14 protein-coding genes and 1 pseudogene are annotated in these 14929 nt (G+C 42.3%); 3 read left to right on the top strand and 12 right to left on the bottom strand.

What is annotated here, in order from left to right; genetic code table 11:
• The first annotated feature begins 2 nt into the window (after positions 1–2).
• Positions 3–530, top strand: coding sequence for a PTS IIA-like nitrogen regulatory protein PtsN (gene ptsN / locus J5X96_RS05045; protein WP_209361990.1), 528 nt, complete (start codon positions 3–5; stop codon positions 528–530).
• A 30-nt stretch (positions 531–560) separates the two neighbouring features.
• The gene (gene rapZ / locus J5X96_RS05040) at positions 561–1415 is read left to right on the top strand and encodes an RNase adapter RapZ (RefSeq protein ID WP_209361989.1); all 855 of its coding nucleotides are present in this window, start codon (positions 561–563) and stop codon (positions 1413–1415) included.
• 162 nt (positions 1416–1577) lie between these two features.
• Here rapZ and J5X96_RS09740 read toward each other — a convergent pair.
• From J5X96_RS09740 to rhlB, 9 genes and pseudogenes are all read right to left on the bottom strand, one after another.
• Positions 1578–1736 (bottom strand): annotated as a pseudogene (locus tag J5X96_RS09740) (IS200/IS605 family transposase); the annotation flags it as partial.
• A gap of 298 nt (positions 1737–2034) precedes the next feature.
• On the bottom strand, positions 2035–2337 hold the full coding sequence (ybeD, locus tag J5X96_RS05035; protein ID WP_021616393.1) for a DUF493 family protein YbeD: 303 nt from the start codon (positions 2335–2337) through the stop codon (positions 2035–2037).
• A 98-nt stretch (positions 2338–2435) separates the two neighbouring features.
• Positions 2436–3623, bottom strand: a complete 1188-nt coding sequence (locus J5X96_RS05030; RefSeq protein WP_209361987.1) for a serine hydrolase — start codon at positions 3621–3623, stop codon at positions 2436–2438.
• Positions 3624–3649: 26 nt separating this feature from the next.
• The gene (locus J5X96_RS05025; protein ID WP_209361985.1) at positions 3650–4522 is read right to left on the bottom strand and encodes a septal ring lytic transglycosylase RlpA family protein; all 873 of its coding nucleotides are present in this window, start codon (positions 4520–4522) and stop codon (positions 3650–3652) included.
• Positions 4523–4570: 48 nt separating this feature from the next.
• Positions 4571–5692: a rod shape-determining protein RodA gene (rodA, locus tag J5X96_RS05020; protein WP_021616390.1), complete on the bottom strand. Its 1122-nt coding sequence runs from the start codon at positions 5690–5692 to the stop codon at positions 4571–4573.
• Positions 5679–7619 carry a penicillin-binding protein 2 gene (gene mrdA, locus J5X96_RS05015; RefSeq protein ID WP_245193439.1) on the bottom strand — a complete coding sequence of 647 codons (1941 nt, stop codon included), beginning with the start codon at positions 7617–7619 and terminating at the stop codon, positions 5679–5681. The genes rodA and mrdA overlap by 14 nt, the downstream gene beginning before the upstream one ends.
• Entirely contained in the window at positions 7620–8087 is a 468-nt protein-coding gene (rlmH, locus tag J5X96_RS05010; RefSeq protein WP_209361983.1) for a 23S rRNA (pseudouridine(1915)-N(3))-methyltransferase RlmH, read from the bottom strand. It lies immediately after the preceding gene.
• Between the two features lie 58 nt (positions 8088–8145).
• A complete protein-coding gene (rsfS, locus tag J5X96_RS05005; RefSeq protein WP_021616387.1) occupies positions 8146–8454 on the bottom strand; it encodes a ribosome silencing factor in 309 nt (102 codons plus the stop codon).
• Between the two features lie 65 nt (positions 8455–8519).
• The gene (rhlB, locus tag J5X96_RS05000; RefSeq protein WP_209361982.1) at positions 8520–9776 is read right to left on the bottom strand and encodes an ATP-dependent RNA helicase RhlB; all 1257 of its coding nucleotides are present in this window, start codon (positions 9774–9776) and stop codon (positions 8520–8522) included.
• Positions 9777–10066: 290 nt separating this feature from the next.
• Between rhlB and rho the strand changes: the two genes are divergently transcribed.
• Positions 10067–11329: a transcription termination factor Rho gene (rho, locus tag J5X96_RS04995; RefSeq protein WP_021616385.1), complete on the top strand. Its 1263-nt coding sequence runs from the start codon at positions 10067–10069 to the stop codon at positions 11327–11329.
• Between the two features lie 89 nt (positions 11330–11418).
• Here the strand turns inward: rho and J5X96_RS04990 are convergent, their stop codons facing one another.
• From J5X96_RS04990 to fbpC, 3 genes are all read right to left on the bottom strand, one after another.
• Entirely contained in the window at positions 11419–11637 is a 219-nt protein-coding gene (locus J5X96_RS04990) for a hypothetical protein (protein ID WP_209364700.1), read from the bottom strand.
• The gene (locus tag J5X96_RS04985; RefSeq protein ID WP_209364697.1) at positions 11573–13738 is read right to left on the bottom strand and encodes a hypothetical protein; all 2166 of its coding nucleotides are present in this window, start codon (positions 13736–13738) and stop codon (positions 11573–11575) included. The genes J5X96_RS04990 and J5X96_RS04985 overlap by 65 nt, the downstream gene beginning before the upstream one ends.
• A gap of 132 nt (positions 13739–13870) precedes the next feature.
• Positions 13871–14917: a ferric ABC transporter ATP-binding protein gene (fbpC, locus tag J5X96_RS04980; protein ID WP_209364694.1), complete on the bottom strand. Its 1047-nt coding sequence runs from the start codon at positions 14915–14917 to the stop codon at positions 13871–13873.
• Positions 14918–14929 lie beyond the last annotated feature (12 nt).

Below are 14929 nucleotides of genomic sequence, written 5' to 3'. Positions count from 1 at the left end.
TTATGAAATTTACCGAATTATTAACGCCTCAGACCCTTCGTCAGGGAATGATCTCTTCCAGCAAAAAACGTGTGTTTGAATCTATCGCGCGCATTGTGGAAGAACAATTACCCATGGAAAATGGGGAACAATATTGTTTTGATTGTTTATTTAATCGTGAAAAATTAGGCAATTCCGGTTTAGGTGGTGGCGTTGCGATGCCGAAAGGCCGTCTGCCACAAGGTACAAAACCCATTGGTGTATTTATTCAATTAGAAACCCCCATTGAGTATGATGCTGCCGACAAACGGGATGTGGATTTAATTTTTGCGGTATTGATTCCGGAAAATATGTGTGGCGATTATGCCCAGTGTCTGCCGAAATTGGCTGACTATTTAATGGATAAATCACTGTGCAAACAGCTGCGTTCGGCAAAAAGTGCGGATGAAATTTGGAAAATTTTTCTGCATTATGATCAATGTGAAAATGAGCCGTCAGAATCCGATGAGGAAGATACGCTAATCTCAATGCCGGATAACGCGGAAGAGTAAGTGCCATTTGAATAAATCAAGGGGAACATCATGGAAATTATCATCATTAGCGGACGGTCGGGTGGCGGTAAATCCGTCGCATTAAGAGCGTTAGAAGATATGGGCTATTATTGCGTGGATAATTTGCCATTGGATTTACTGCCGAAATTAATTGAAATCCTGTCAGTTAGCCAAACGGCCGCTGCGATTAGTTTAGATATTCGTAATTTACCGGCGTCCCCACAAGTGTTGGAAAAGACCATTAATGATCTGCAACAACAGCACAATGTTAAAATTATTTTCTTAGATGCCGATAACAGCACTTTAGTCCGCCGCTACAGCGATTCTCGTCGTTTACATCCGCTTTCCACCCATGATCTTTCTCTGGAAGCCGCCATTGAAGAAGAAGCGAAACAGCTTGACCCTTTGATTCAACAAGCCAACTTGATTATTGATACGGGCGCGTTATCCACCCATGAGCTTGCGGAACGCTTACGTGAATTTTTACGTGGGCATTCTGATAAAGAATTAAAAATCGTGGTGGAGTCTTTCGGATTTAAATACGGCATTCCACTTGATGCGGATTATGTATTTGATGTGCGCTTTCTGCCTAATCCGCACTGGAACCACGCTTTGCGACCGCTGACAGGATTAGATGAGCCGGTAGCGGAATTTTTAAATAAACACAATGATGTACACCAATTTATTTATCTAACCCGCTCTTATATCGAAACTTGGTTGCCCTTGCTGGAACAAAATAATCGCAGTTATTTAACCATTGCTATCGGATGCACCGGCGGAAAACATCGCTCCGTTTATATTGCCGAACAGTTGGGAAGATATTTCCAAGACAAAGGCAAAAACGTCAAAATTTTACACCGCTCTTTAGAAAAACATAAAAAATAATGCCCTTTCCATATCTGAAGAATGCGTGGTCATTTAAAAATACAAAATAACAATCCGCACGTAAAACGTGCGGTTTTTAGGTTCCCCTATAAGGGCCTATACTTCACAAGCCCCTCAAGGGGCTTGTGAAAACTGACAGCCGTGTCTAATGACTTCCTTGACTTACCCCTTAAAGGGGTCAATATGTTCTTTCGTTGATAAATTATCTTGAACCATGTCTTCTTTTTCTTGATTCTTTATATAGTTCTCCACAACTTTTGCATTTAAGCCCACGATGCTGACAAAAAATCCTTTCACTCGGAAATGTCTATTTTCATATCTCTATTTTAGTGAATTGTAGCGTGCAACTTGTTGCACGAAATCGTGAATGCCCGAAAGGGTTAAATAACGTTCCGTGCGTGATTCGGTCGTGCATCAAGATGCACGCTACGAGGGGTAAATAACCCTCCTATATGTTGAATTTTGGTTGTCAGCCTTGTTCATTATATAGCGAGGATTTTTTTCTGTTCATCGCTTAAGCTATTTGGCTCCATACGCATAGCGTATGGTTTTTATAGCCAGTCTTTGGCTGGCTATAATAAAAATAGGCGGAATAATGAATTTTATTCCGCCTATTTTGCTATAACACCATGCGAACGCCTTTAATTTCTGCCAATGTTTTGTAAAGCGTTTCAATCTGTTCAATATTGTCTGCACGCACCTTGATTGAAACAGAATGATACGTACCTTTGCCGCTTTCTTTCATGGTTGGCGTATAATCCCCCTTAATGGTTTTATGCACGGTTTGCACAACATCATCAATCAAATCTGCGCGTGCCGCACCGACAACTTTAAATGTAAAATCACAAGGGAATTCAAGTAAATCTTTGAGTTTCTTATTATGTGCAAGATCCGTCAAATTAACGGTTTTATCGTGAGTCATTGTTTTTCCTAAAATAAATAAAAAATTCACCGTACTTCGTCGCCGCTGATTACATCAAAAAATCAAAAAATGCGGTCGTTTCTGCCAAGATTTTAAGTCTAACTAAATAAACTTTTAATCGTCAAGACCAGCCAATCCCAAACACGGCCTAATATCCCCGCTTCTTTGACTTCTTGCATCACTTGCAAGTTTAAACTGGCAACATCTTTTCCATCCAGTTGGTAAACGACTTTCCCGACGACTTGACCTTTGGCAAGTGGCGCTTCGAGATATTTTTTATCCAACTCATAACGAGCTTTCAACTCGGTATTTTTACCTTTCGGGATGGTAATAAATCCATCTTGCAACACACCTAATTGCACGTTATTTTCATCACCATAATAGACACGCTGTTCAGAAATCGGTTTGCCTGCTTCTAATGTTTTAAAGGTCTCAAAGTTCGCAAAACCCCATTGTAATAATTTTTTGCTTTCCACCTCTCGCCCTTTGTAAGTCGGCACACCCATCACGACAGAAATTAAGCGCATATTATTCGGGTTTGTCGCTGAAGCCACCAGATTATAACCGGCTTTATCTGTATGACCGGTTTTCATCCCATCTACATTAATAGTTTTATCCCATAATAAACCGTTGCGGTTTGGTTGCTTAATTTTGTTAAAGGTAAATTCTTTTTCCGCATAAATTTTATATTCTTCCGGCAAATCATGAATAATATGTAAACCGATAATCGCCATATCACGTGCTGAAGAATACTGCCCTTCTTCGTCTAAGCCATGCACTGTCGTAAAATTCGTATTTTTTAGCCCAAACTGACGCACATATTTGTTCATGCTCTCAATAAAGTTGGTGGTATTACCGGAAATATGCTCTGCCATAGCAACACAAGCATCATTTCCTGACACGATAATAATCCCACGATTCAGATCTGCTACGGAAACCTGTTGGTTTAAATTTAAGAACATTTTTGAGGAGCCCGGGAAATTTTTCCCCCATGCGCTTTCCCCAATGGTTACCATATCTGTGCTATGGATTTTTCCCTGTTTTAATGCTTGCCCCACGACATAGCTAGTCATCATTTTGGTTAATGAGGCGGGATATTGTCTTTGATCCGGATTCAATGCCGCTAACACCGCACCGGAATTGTAGTCCATTAAAATATAGGTTTGTGCGTTAATTTGTGGCGTAGTTACATCGTAGGCTACGTCATTTGCATTTGCGATGATGGAGGCACTGAGCATTCCGGTAAGAAGTGCGATTTTTGTTTTTGTCGCGATATGATGAAACATAATATTAAACATCCTAGATTAGGTCATTATTTGTTGTAAGCATACACAATTAAAGGCTCGGAATGTTTCCATTGTCTCAATTGTGTTTTGAGTTTTTCTATTTCGTTTTTTGATTTAAAAGGGCCAAAGTGAACATTGTATTTTTTACCCTGCGCAATCATTTCCGCTTTAATATTTTTTGATGATAATTGCTTAATGATTTTTTCAGCCTCTTTTTTGCTGGGAATATTCACCATCTTGATTTTATAACTTTCTTTTTTATTCCCTGCCTTATCCTTTTTAGCAATACGATTTCCATCGGTGGAAGCATTATTTTTAGCATTGGGTTTTAACCGTTTTAAGCCCTCCACATTTTTTGCTGATTTTGCCAATGTGGCACTCCCCGGTCCGGAAATATCGCCATTGGTATGCACGTGAAGGGCTTCAATCTGAACTAACCCCATTCCATAATTCACAATCCCAATTTCCTTTGCCGCCGCATGGGATAAATCAATAATGCGATCTTTAGCAAACGGCCCTCTGTCATTAATCCGTACAATGACTTTCCGCTTGTTATACATATTAGTCACTACCGCATAGGAATTGAGCGGAAGTGTCTTATGGGCTGCCGTGTATAGGGTGGAATCATAAGGCTCCCCCGTTGAAGTCGGGCGTCCATTAAATTTATGATGATAATAACTTGCAATACCTTTTTTCGTATATTCCTTGGCAGATTCAGGTGGATGCGTTACATAGACTTCACCATTGACTTCATAGGTTTTAGGCGAGTTAGATAACTGACGATAGATTAAACTCGGCCCTTGTATCCCATATAATTTTTTGGTTTCCGCTTGCACAGAAAGTGCGGTCAAAAACAGAAACAAAAAAAGCACGTATGTTACAGTTTGTTTTATATTCATAGAAGTTATCCCCTTCTGTCGAGTTATCTAACTAAGAAAACTGAAAACTTAATGAGTTCCCTTCAGAAAGTGTTCTTTGTGAGTATGAATCGACATAATGAGTCCGAAACCTGCCATAATCGCCACATAAGAGGTGCCGCCATAACTCACCAACGGCAACGGCACGCCTACCACCGGTAAAATGCCACTGACCATACCAATATTCACAAAAACGTAAACAAAGAAAATTAACGTTAATGCGCCAACTAAAATGCGTCCGAATGCACTTTGTGCACTCACACCAATCATGAGACCGCGCGCAATAATAAATAAGTAAATCGCTAGTAAAATTAAAAAGCCCACCATGCCATATTCTTCACTTAATACAGCAAAAATGAAATCCGTATGCGGTTCCGGTAAAAATTCTAATTGGGATTGCGTGCCTTGCATCCAACCTTTACCCCATAAGCCACCTGAACCGATGGCAATTTTGGACTGCCAAATGTGGTATCCCGCCCCTAATAAATCTTTTTCCGGATCAAAAAGGGTTAATACGCGGGCACGTTGATAATCGTGCATTAAGTAAAACCACATAATGGGGATAAAGCCGGCAAGCCCGATAATTGCGGCTAAAATCAGCCACCAACTCATCCCCGCCAAAAATATCACAAATAACCCTGAGCCGCTAACCAACACGGAAGTCCCTAAATCCGGCTGAACTGCCACCAGCAGGGTCGGCACAATAATAATGATTAAGGCAATAAAGGTTTCTTTCAGTTTAATCGGTTGTGGGCGATTCCCTAAATATACTGCCACCATTAATGGCACCGCTAACTTCACAATCTCCGACGGCTGAAAACGCACGATCCCTAAATCTAACCACCGTTGTGCGCCCTTACTCGTTGCCCCAATTAAATCCACTAGAATGAGCATCGCAATTCCAAGCCCAAATAAATAAGGCGCAATGCGCTTATAAAAATTAGGCGAAAGCTGTGCCATTACGAGCATAACCGTAAACCCTAAAACAACCTGAATAATACGGCTCTGAAACATCGCCTCATTCGCGCCGGACGCGCTATATAACACCAGCATGCCGTAACCGGTAATCACGACCAGACCAATAAATAACCACAAATCAATGTGCAGGCGACGCCATAATTCCTGCCAAACCTGACGCTCATTCATTTTCATTTGTTGATACTCCTGCCGGCATAAAGTCAGTGGGTTCGCCCATGAGCGGTTCACTTGTCTGTCTAAAATAATAATCCATAATTTTTCTCACCAGCGGTGCGGCATTACTTGAACCGCCTCCGGCATTTTCTAAAATAATGGACACCACCACTTTGGGTTTGTCATAGGGCGCAAAGGCAGTAAACCACGCATGGTCATGTAATTCTTTTTTTAGCGCACCGGCATTATAACTTTGATTTTCTTTTAAACTAAATACTTGTGCTGTGCCGGATTTGCCTGCCACCCGATAAGGCGCACCGGCAAAAGCTTTACGACCGGTACCTGCCGCCGAGTTCACGACGTTATACATACCGCGTTTTGCGACATCCCAATAATATTGCTTAGGCTCGGTAATATCAGCGTATAATTTTGGATCTTGATAAGGTTCAATCGTTGTTCCCTCAATACGTTTCATTAAATGAGGTGTCATGACTTTACCGTTATTTACTAATATAGTGGTGGCTTTCGCTAATTGAAGTGGCGTAGCCGTCCAATACCCTTGCCCGATTCCCACAGAAATCGTATCACCTTGCACCCAAGGTTTTTTGTAACGTTTCTGTTTCCATTCTCGAGTGGGCATATTTGCACTGGTTTCCTCTTGAATATCAATACCGGTTGGCACACCAAAACCAAACCGTTTCATCCAACCGGATAAACGATCAATGCCTAAATTATAGGCGGTTTGATAAAAATAGGTATCCGACGATTCGGTAATTGCCTTATTCAAATCCGTCATACCATGCCCACCACGACGCCAATCACGGAAGCGTTTTGTGGTATTCGGCAACACCCAGTAACCAGGGTCAGAAATGGTCATTTCCGGCGTAATCACATTCTCCTGTAACGCCGATACCGCAATAAACGGTTTCACCGTAGATGCCGGCGGATACGCACCTTGGGTCACACGACTATACAAGGGGCGATTCGGATCATTTAATAAACGACGATAATCTTCACCGGAAATACCATCTACAAACAAATTATTATCATAACTTGGTACTGAAACCATCGCTAACACGCTGTTATCTTTCGGATCCATCACCACAACCGCCCCTTTTTGCCCCGCCAAGAGATCGGTAATATAAAGCTGCAAATTTAAATCAATCGTCAGATGAATGCTCTTGCCGGCGACAGCCGGTTGTTCACGTAATTTACGAATCACTTTGCCACGGCTATTTACTTCTACTTCTTCAAAACCGGTGGTGCCGTGTAATGCTTCCTCATAATAGCGTTCAATGCCTAACTTGCCTAAATCATGAGTGCCGGCATAGTTAGCCAACTTTTCCTCTTTCTTTAAACGCTCTACATCACGATCATTAATTTTAGAGACATACCCTAAAATGTGCGTTAACGGCTCGCCGTATAAATAGTGCCGTTTGAAATAAGGTTTCACATCCAAACTTGGAAAATTGTATTGGTTTACTGAAAAACGCGCGATTTGCTCTTCCGTCAAATTAGGCTTTAATAAAATCGGGGTATAGCGTGAAGAACGTTGACGTTCTTTTTTAAAATTCTCAATATCGGTATCGGTTAAGCCGACCAACGCTCTTAATTCCTCGAAAGTGCGGTCTAAATTTTCAACTTTTTCCGGCACAATATACAATCCGAAAAAGGTTAAATTTTCAGCTAAAATTTGCCCATTACGATCATAAATCAACCCACGTGTCGGCGGTAACGGCAACAATTTAATTCGATTGCCATTAGAACGGGTTTGATAGCTATCGTAATTCACCACCTGCAAATCGTAAAGATTTAAGATTAAAATTACTGATAACGCCAACACCCCGATAAATGACACCAAGGCGCGACGAGCAAATAAATTGCGCTCGGCCTTTTTATCACGAATCGGATCGTATTGTGGTTGCGACAATAATTTTTTTAAGTTCATTTATTCTCGATGATAAGGATGATTGGTGGTTAACGACCACGCACGGTATAAGCTCTCTGCGACAACCACGCGCACTAACGGATGTGGCAAGGTTAAAGGCGATAATGACCAACTTTGTTCAGCTGCCACCTTACATTCAGGTGAAAGTCCTTCCGGCCCACCAATCAATAAACACAGATCGCGGCCATCATTTTTCCAACTTTCTAATTGTTGGGCAAGTTGCTCGGTGGTCCAAGGTTTGCCGGGAATATCCAGCGTCACGATTTTGCCCTTGCCGGCCGCCACCAACATGGCTTTGCCCTCCTGTTCCAAAATCCGTTTAATATCCGCGTTTTTGCCCCGCTTACCGGCAGGAATTTCAATCAGCTCAAAAGGCATCTCTTTCGGAAAACGACGTTGGTATTCCTCAAAGCCTGTGGTTACCCACGAAGGCATTTTGGTTCCAACGGCAATTAACTGAATTTTCACCTTAGCTCCTCAAAAAACAACGCAAAAAACGACCGCACTTTATATGTTTTAATATGCCTTATGCCCAAAGTTTTTCTAATTGATACATCTCACGGCTTTCCGCCTGCATGATATGTACAATAGCTTCACCTAAATCCACAACGACCCAATCAGCCGTTTCTTTGCCTTCATCACCAAATACATCGATGCCGGCAAGTTTACATTCAGTGATTAATTTCTGCGCCAAGGAAGAGACATGACGGGAAGAGGTGCCGGTGCATAAAATCATGGTATCGGTGATGGATGACTTCCCTTTTACGTTTAACGGTAAAATGTCGGTGGCTTTTAAATCCTCTAATTTATTCACCACAAACTCGACTAACGACATATTTTCTCCTCAATTCAAAAAACGGCAAATTTTAGCATTGAATAAAATCAACGCCAATCCTTTGACTAGCGTTTCGCGCGAAACGGTTTACGACGCTGATTATTCTGCGCACTGAAATTACCTTCCCGTTTTAACCGATAAGGCTTCGGAATATCCTGCAACAATGCATTCGGATCATATTGACTTACCGGAATACTGTGCCCAATGTATTCCTCAATCGCCGGGAGATTCATGGCGTATTGTTCACATGCAAAGCTAATGGAAATCCCGCTTTCGCCTGCGCGGCCGGTACGCCCAATTCGATGAACATAATCTTCCCGATCATCCGGCAAGTCATAGTTAAAAACATGGGTGACCTCTGCAATGTGCAAGCCACGCGCTGCCACATCAGTCGCCACTAAAATATCCAACTCACCGTCAGTAAATTGTTTCAACAAAGAAAGGCGTTTTTTCTGTGCCACATCGCCGGTCAACAAACCAACACGGTGTCCGTCCGCGGCTAAATAGCCCCAAATTTCCTCACATTGATGTTTCGTGTTAGCGAAGATAATGCAGCGTTCCGGCCATTCTTCTTCTAATAAGGTCAACAACAACGGGATTTTGTCTTGATTAGATGGATAAAACAGTTCTTCTTTAATTTGTTGTCCGGTTTTCTGCTCCGGTGTAATTTCCACATATTCCGGGTCATTCATATCTTCAAAGGCAAGCTCGCGCACTTTATAGGAAAGCGTAGCGGAAAACAGCATCGTCAGACGTTGTTGCGGAGACGGGCATTTGCGCAATAAATAACGAATATCGCGAATAAATCCCAAATCAAACATTCGATCCGCTTCATCTAACACCACTATTTGAATGGAATCCAAACGGATAATGCCTTGTTTCACATAATCAATTACCCGCCCGGTCGTGCCAATAAGCACATCCACACCGTTTTCAATGGCTTTTAATTGCTTGTCATAGCCATCCCCACCATAAGCAAGTGCGGTCTTAAATTTCGTTGTTTTTAAGAAAATCTGCGCATCATGTTCAATTTGCACCGCCAATTCACGGGTTGGTGCCAAAATCAACGCACGGGGTTGATTCTTATCCGTCTCGGTTGGATGAGTTAATAAATGGTGAAAAAGTGCGGTCAAAAATGCGATTGTTTTTCCCGTGCCGGTTTGGGCTTGCCCTGCCACATCTTTTCCTTGCAATGTTACCGGCAAGGACAACGCCTGAATTGGCGTACAAAATTCAAACCCATTCATCGTTAATGCTTGCAGTACCAAAGGATGCAACGGTAAATCGGCAAAACGTGCCGAACTTAAATAATTCTCTTGCATAATCATCAATTCAATCATAAAAAATTGGCGCTAAGCATAGCATGAACGGGAAAAATCCCCAAAAATTCGGCACAATTAATTTAATGGCTACTGTGAAATACGAAATATCCCTCAAAAAAACACCGCTAAAAAGAACCGCACTTTCAATTTTTCTCCGCTCAATAAAATTGGAAAAAGACCGTTTAAAACTAGACAGGCTAGTAATTTAATGCTAATTTACGCACCAATTTCAAAATCACCTCTTTTTATTTATATCTAAATATCAAATCTAAACAACTCTCAAATTAACTATGCATCTTACAGAACTTAAAAATATGCCGGTTTCCGATCTTGTGAGACTTGGCGAAGGACAAATGGGTTTAGAAAACTTAGCCCGTTTACGCAAACAAGACATTGTTTTTGCCATTTTGAAACAACACGCGAAAGGCGGAGAAGATATTTTCGGTGGTGGCGTTTTAGAAATTTTGCCGGACGGTTTCGGTTTCCTACGTTCAGCAGATAGTTCCTATTTAGCCGGTCCCGATGATATTTACGTCAGCCCAAGCCAAATTCGTCGTTTCAATTTGCAAACCGGGGATAAAATCGAAGGGAAAATCCGACCGCCGAAAGAAGGCGAACGCTACTTTGCCCTCCTTAAAGTTGACCAAGTCAATGACGACAAACCGGAAGTCTCCCGCAGCAAAATCCTTTTCGAAAACTTAACGCCATTACATGCCAACTCCCGCTTAAGAATGGAACGCGGCAACGGCTCTACCGAAGATTTAACCGCCCGAATTTTAGATTTAGCCGCCCCTATCGGGAAAGGCCAACGTGGTTTGATCGTGGCGCCACCGAAAGCGGGTAAAACCATGTTGTTGCAAAATATTGCACAAAGCATTACCCACAACTACCCGGATGTCGAACTTATCGTGTTATTGATCGATGAGCGCCCGGAAGAAGTTACAGAAATGCAACGCTCCGTAAAAGGCGAAGTCATTGCCTCTACTTTCGATGAACCGGCAACCCGTCACGTTCAAGTGGCTGAAATGGTGATCGAAAAAGCCAAACGTTCTGTAGAACACAAAAAAGATGTGGTGATTTTACTTGACTCCATCACCCGTTTAGCGCGCGCTTATAACACCGTGACCCCGGCATCCGGTAAGATTTTATCCGGTGGTGTGGATGCTAACGCATTACACCGTCCAAAACGTTTCTTCGGGGCCGCACGTAACGTGGAAGAAGGCGGTAGCTTAACGATCATCGCCACCGCATTAGTAGATACCGGTTCCAAAATGGATGAAGTCATCTTCGAAGAATTTAAAGGTACCGGTAACATGGAATTACATCTTTCCCGTAAAATCGCGGAAAAACGTGTGTTCCCGGCTATCGACTTTAACCGTTCAGGTACCCGTAAAGAAGACTTGCTCACTACCCCTGACGAGTTGCAAAAAATGTGGATCCTCCGCAAAATCCTTAACCCAATGGGCGAAGTGGAAGCGATGGAATTCCTTATCGACAAACTCGCTGTGGCAAAAACCAACGAAGCCTTCTTTGAAATTATGAAACGTTCATAATGAATCCTTGGATAGGCTAAATATACCTATTCCGTATATGAGATAAACAAAGGGCTTGATATGAATCAAGCCCTTTTTTAGTGTCTCTTTTAATGGGATGTTGTCGTCGATTTTTCGGCTTTTTCCTTGTTGATGTCTTTTCCCTTATGGGTTTCAACGCTTTCTGATTTTTGAGCGACATTCTCTTTAACAGGATTTTCTTGAACCGCACTTTCATTCGTGGAATGTTCCTTTACCTCCGGTTTACCGGAATCCTGTGGTGCCGCCGCATCTTTCGTTGCTTCTTTCGCTACCGCAGGAGGATTCATCACCAGCCTTGTCGTTCGCCTCTAACACCGCAGGCGTTTCCGTTTCATGCTGTTCAGCTTTCTGAAGCGTTTCTTGTTCAAGTGCTTCCTGTTCAGCCGCGGCTTTCCGTTCGGCTTCCGCCTGAGCAAGACGTTCCTGACGAATCGCCTCTAATGTCTTACCATTCACAAGCCATTCCTTATCCTTTTCCAAGGTCATGACATATTTTCCATCTTGCTCAGTGAAAAGGGGTATCAGCTTACCTTCGGGTTTGAGTTCCGTCTGCCATGATTGCCAAAACATCGAATTCTTTTTGATTTTTGAAGCGGCTTCCTGTGTATCATCTAGTAGCGCCTTATCAAATGAAAACGTCATTTTTCCCTTAAGATTTTGCTTAAACAACCCAGCAGACTTTTTACTCTCTTGTGGCACAGATGCCGCCCCTTTAAGAGCAAGGTTCACAGGATAAGCTTTGGTTGTCGGATAGGTATTGAGATTCAATGCTACCGTTGTGCCCTCTGTTGACAGATCCAGCGTAGTCCAGAGATTATCGAACATTTTCTTATAGCTTTCCGGTGGAAAATACGCAGTACACAAGAGACTATGCATTCCCATACAGAATTGCGTTATTGCTAACTGAGGGTAATTGTTTAGCACCATCGGCATATTTATCTGCAATCCCTCAAGTTGCACTTGCAAATCAGGCAAGGCTAACGTTTTTAATGAAAGGTGCGATGTCCCGTAATAATGTTGATTTTCCACCTTCGCATCACCGTTTACCGCCAACGCCTCCAACGCTACATCACCATAGCGAAAAGCCTTCAGCGTCATCTCCCAATGTGCCTTATCTTCCATGGACTTCACCCATTGATCTCTCAAGGCAGATAATGCTTGACTCGCTTCTTTCGGTGGTGTTTTGGTCGCCAGCGCTTCTAAATAAAACGGAATAAACGCGAATTCATTTTGTAACGGATAGTCATCCAGTTGATAGCGAATATCCGCACCGCTAAGTTGCCATTGTTTCGTTGGTTCTGTCGGTGTTTGTTTGATATCGGCTGCCTTTAATTGCAATGTAATACCGGCTTTGGCAAGATCTGTATTATTTAATTCAAGCTGGAGTGCAGTGTCCTTTAAAGAAAAATAAGGTTGCTGATCTTTTGGCACGTCAATGGATTTCACCGACAGCGAACCGTTAAAACGGTCATTATGGGTCAGCACACCAATGACAAAATTCACGGCATTTTTAACACTCGGCTGCTTGTTCAATGCGTTAAATTCACTGGCAAAATCCACCGCACTTTGCACGCCTTGTTGCTCAAGATTCAGTGATAAGCCACGCACAATCGTTGGATTTTCCTCCGCTTTATGTGCTTTATCGGTAATTTGGAAGGTTTCGCTGTTCAATTGCGTCAATAAATCTCGTTGCTGTGTCTCGGGATGCGGTTTGACATCAAGACGATAAGCAGCGTTTTTTAACTGAATTTTCGTGTTTTCACCATTTAATAAATCCACCCCAACTTGCTTGGCATTCAGTTCTAACAGCCGAATAGCATATTCATTGTCATCGACCCGCTGTAATTGTGCGTGCCCTTGCAGCTGTTCTAATTTGCTGTTTTTATCATAATTAAATCCACTCAACGTGGATTTCACCTTGATATTTTTGCTACTTGGATCAAAGTTAAATAGCACAGAAAGGGTTTGCGTTTTGTTCGTAAAATCACGAAATTCAGCAACAAGATCCGATTGCAAATAATCGCCTACCGGAGAAAATTTGCTGTTAATGGTGTTTTTATCAAGCGTGATATTAAGATTTTTATTTAATTGACGCACCAACTGTTCGGAAAGCTGAGATTCTGCCGTAATAAAAAAAGGCAACGCCGTCAGTTTGGTTGAAATCACCTCTGTGCGCTTACCCTCACTATTTTCCAAGCTAAATGTGAGGTCTCGACTAAAAAAATGATTTCCCGTTTCGGTGACATGAAGGCTGAGCTGATTATCTAAAGAATAAGGGAATTTTTGCAAAACCCGCTCCACTTGCTGATTGGTATAAAACTGTGCGCCCCCACCCAGTGCAACAAGGATGGCAGCAAGGGTTAAAGTAACTTTTCTTTTTTTACTCATGTTATTCTCAAACTTAGATGAAAAACGTTTAGACGAATTGATCACGTCAAATTTAAAAGTGCCGTAAATAATAACCGCACTTTACTCTTTTGAATACAAAGTGCGGTTAAAATTTCAATTATTTTTTAATTTTTACTGATTTTTTAACAAGAAAATGCCTTGCTCGGAAAGATGCACATAGGCTTCTTGCGATGCCGGGTTGAACTGTTCCGGACGGCAATTAATCAACAAATCTTGACCATGCCATATCGCCACAACTTCCCAATGGTTGCCCATGTACACCGCACTTTTAATCGTGCAACGTTGCGCTTCTGTGCCGGTTTCATGAAGATAAACGGCTTCCGGGCGAACGCCTGCCAAACAATCACCGTCCGGTAAATTGAATTGCGCCGCATTATTTAAGGCAAGTTCATAGCCATGAATGTTCACGGTATTGCCTTGCAATTTTGCAGGGAAAATACTGGATTCGCCCATGAAGTTAGCCAGGAATAACGAGTTCGGGCGTTGATACAGATCTTTCGCCGGTGCTTTTTGCATGATCTTCCCTTTATTCATCACGATAACTTCATCGGATACGGCAAAGGCTTCTGTTTGGTCGTGGGTCACGTATAGAGACGTGATGCCAAGGCTTTGTTGTAATTCACGGATTTTTTCCCGCATCGCACGGCGTAAGTTAGCATCAAGGTTACTTAACGGTTCATCGAACAGTAACACTTTCGGCTTGAGAACAAGCGCACGAGCAAGCGCCACACGTTGTTGTTGACCACCGGAGATTTGGTCCACATAACGATCTTCAAACCCGGCCAAATCCACCAATTCCAAGGCTTCTTTAACGCGCTGTTTACGCTCTTCCTTGCTGACGTTTTGCATGCGTAAGCCGTAACCGACGTTGTCACCGATGCTCATGTGCGGGAATAATGCATAAGATTGGAACACGATACAAATATCGCGATTTTGAATGGACGATTTTGTTACGTCTTCACCATCAATGAAAATTTGCCCGGAGGTTGGATTTTCAAGACCGGCAACCAAACGCAAAATGGTTGTTTTGCCGCAACCGGATGGCCCAAGCAACGTCACCATGGTGCCGCGTTTAATGGTTAAATCCAAATCATCAATTACCACAGATTTGCCAAAGGCTTTCGTGACATTTTTTAATACTAAGAAATCATTACTCATATTTTTTACCTA

Source organism: Aggregatibacter sp. 2125159857 (assembly GCF_017798005.1).
GTDB lineage: Bacteria > Pseudomonadota > Gammaproteobacteria > Enterobacterales > Pasteurellaceae > Aggregatibacter.
The sequence above is the reverse complement of the archived record's forward strand: the minus strand, read 5'-3'. Positions and strand labels throughout refer to the sequence as shown.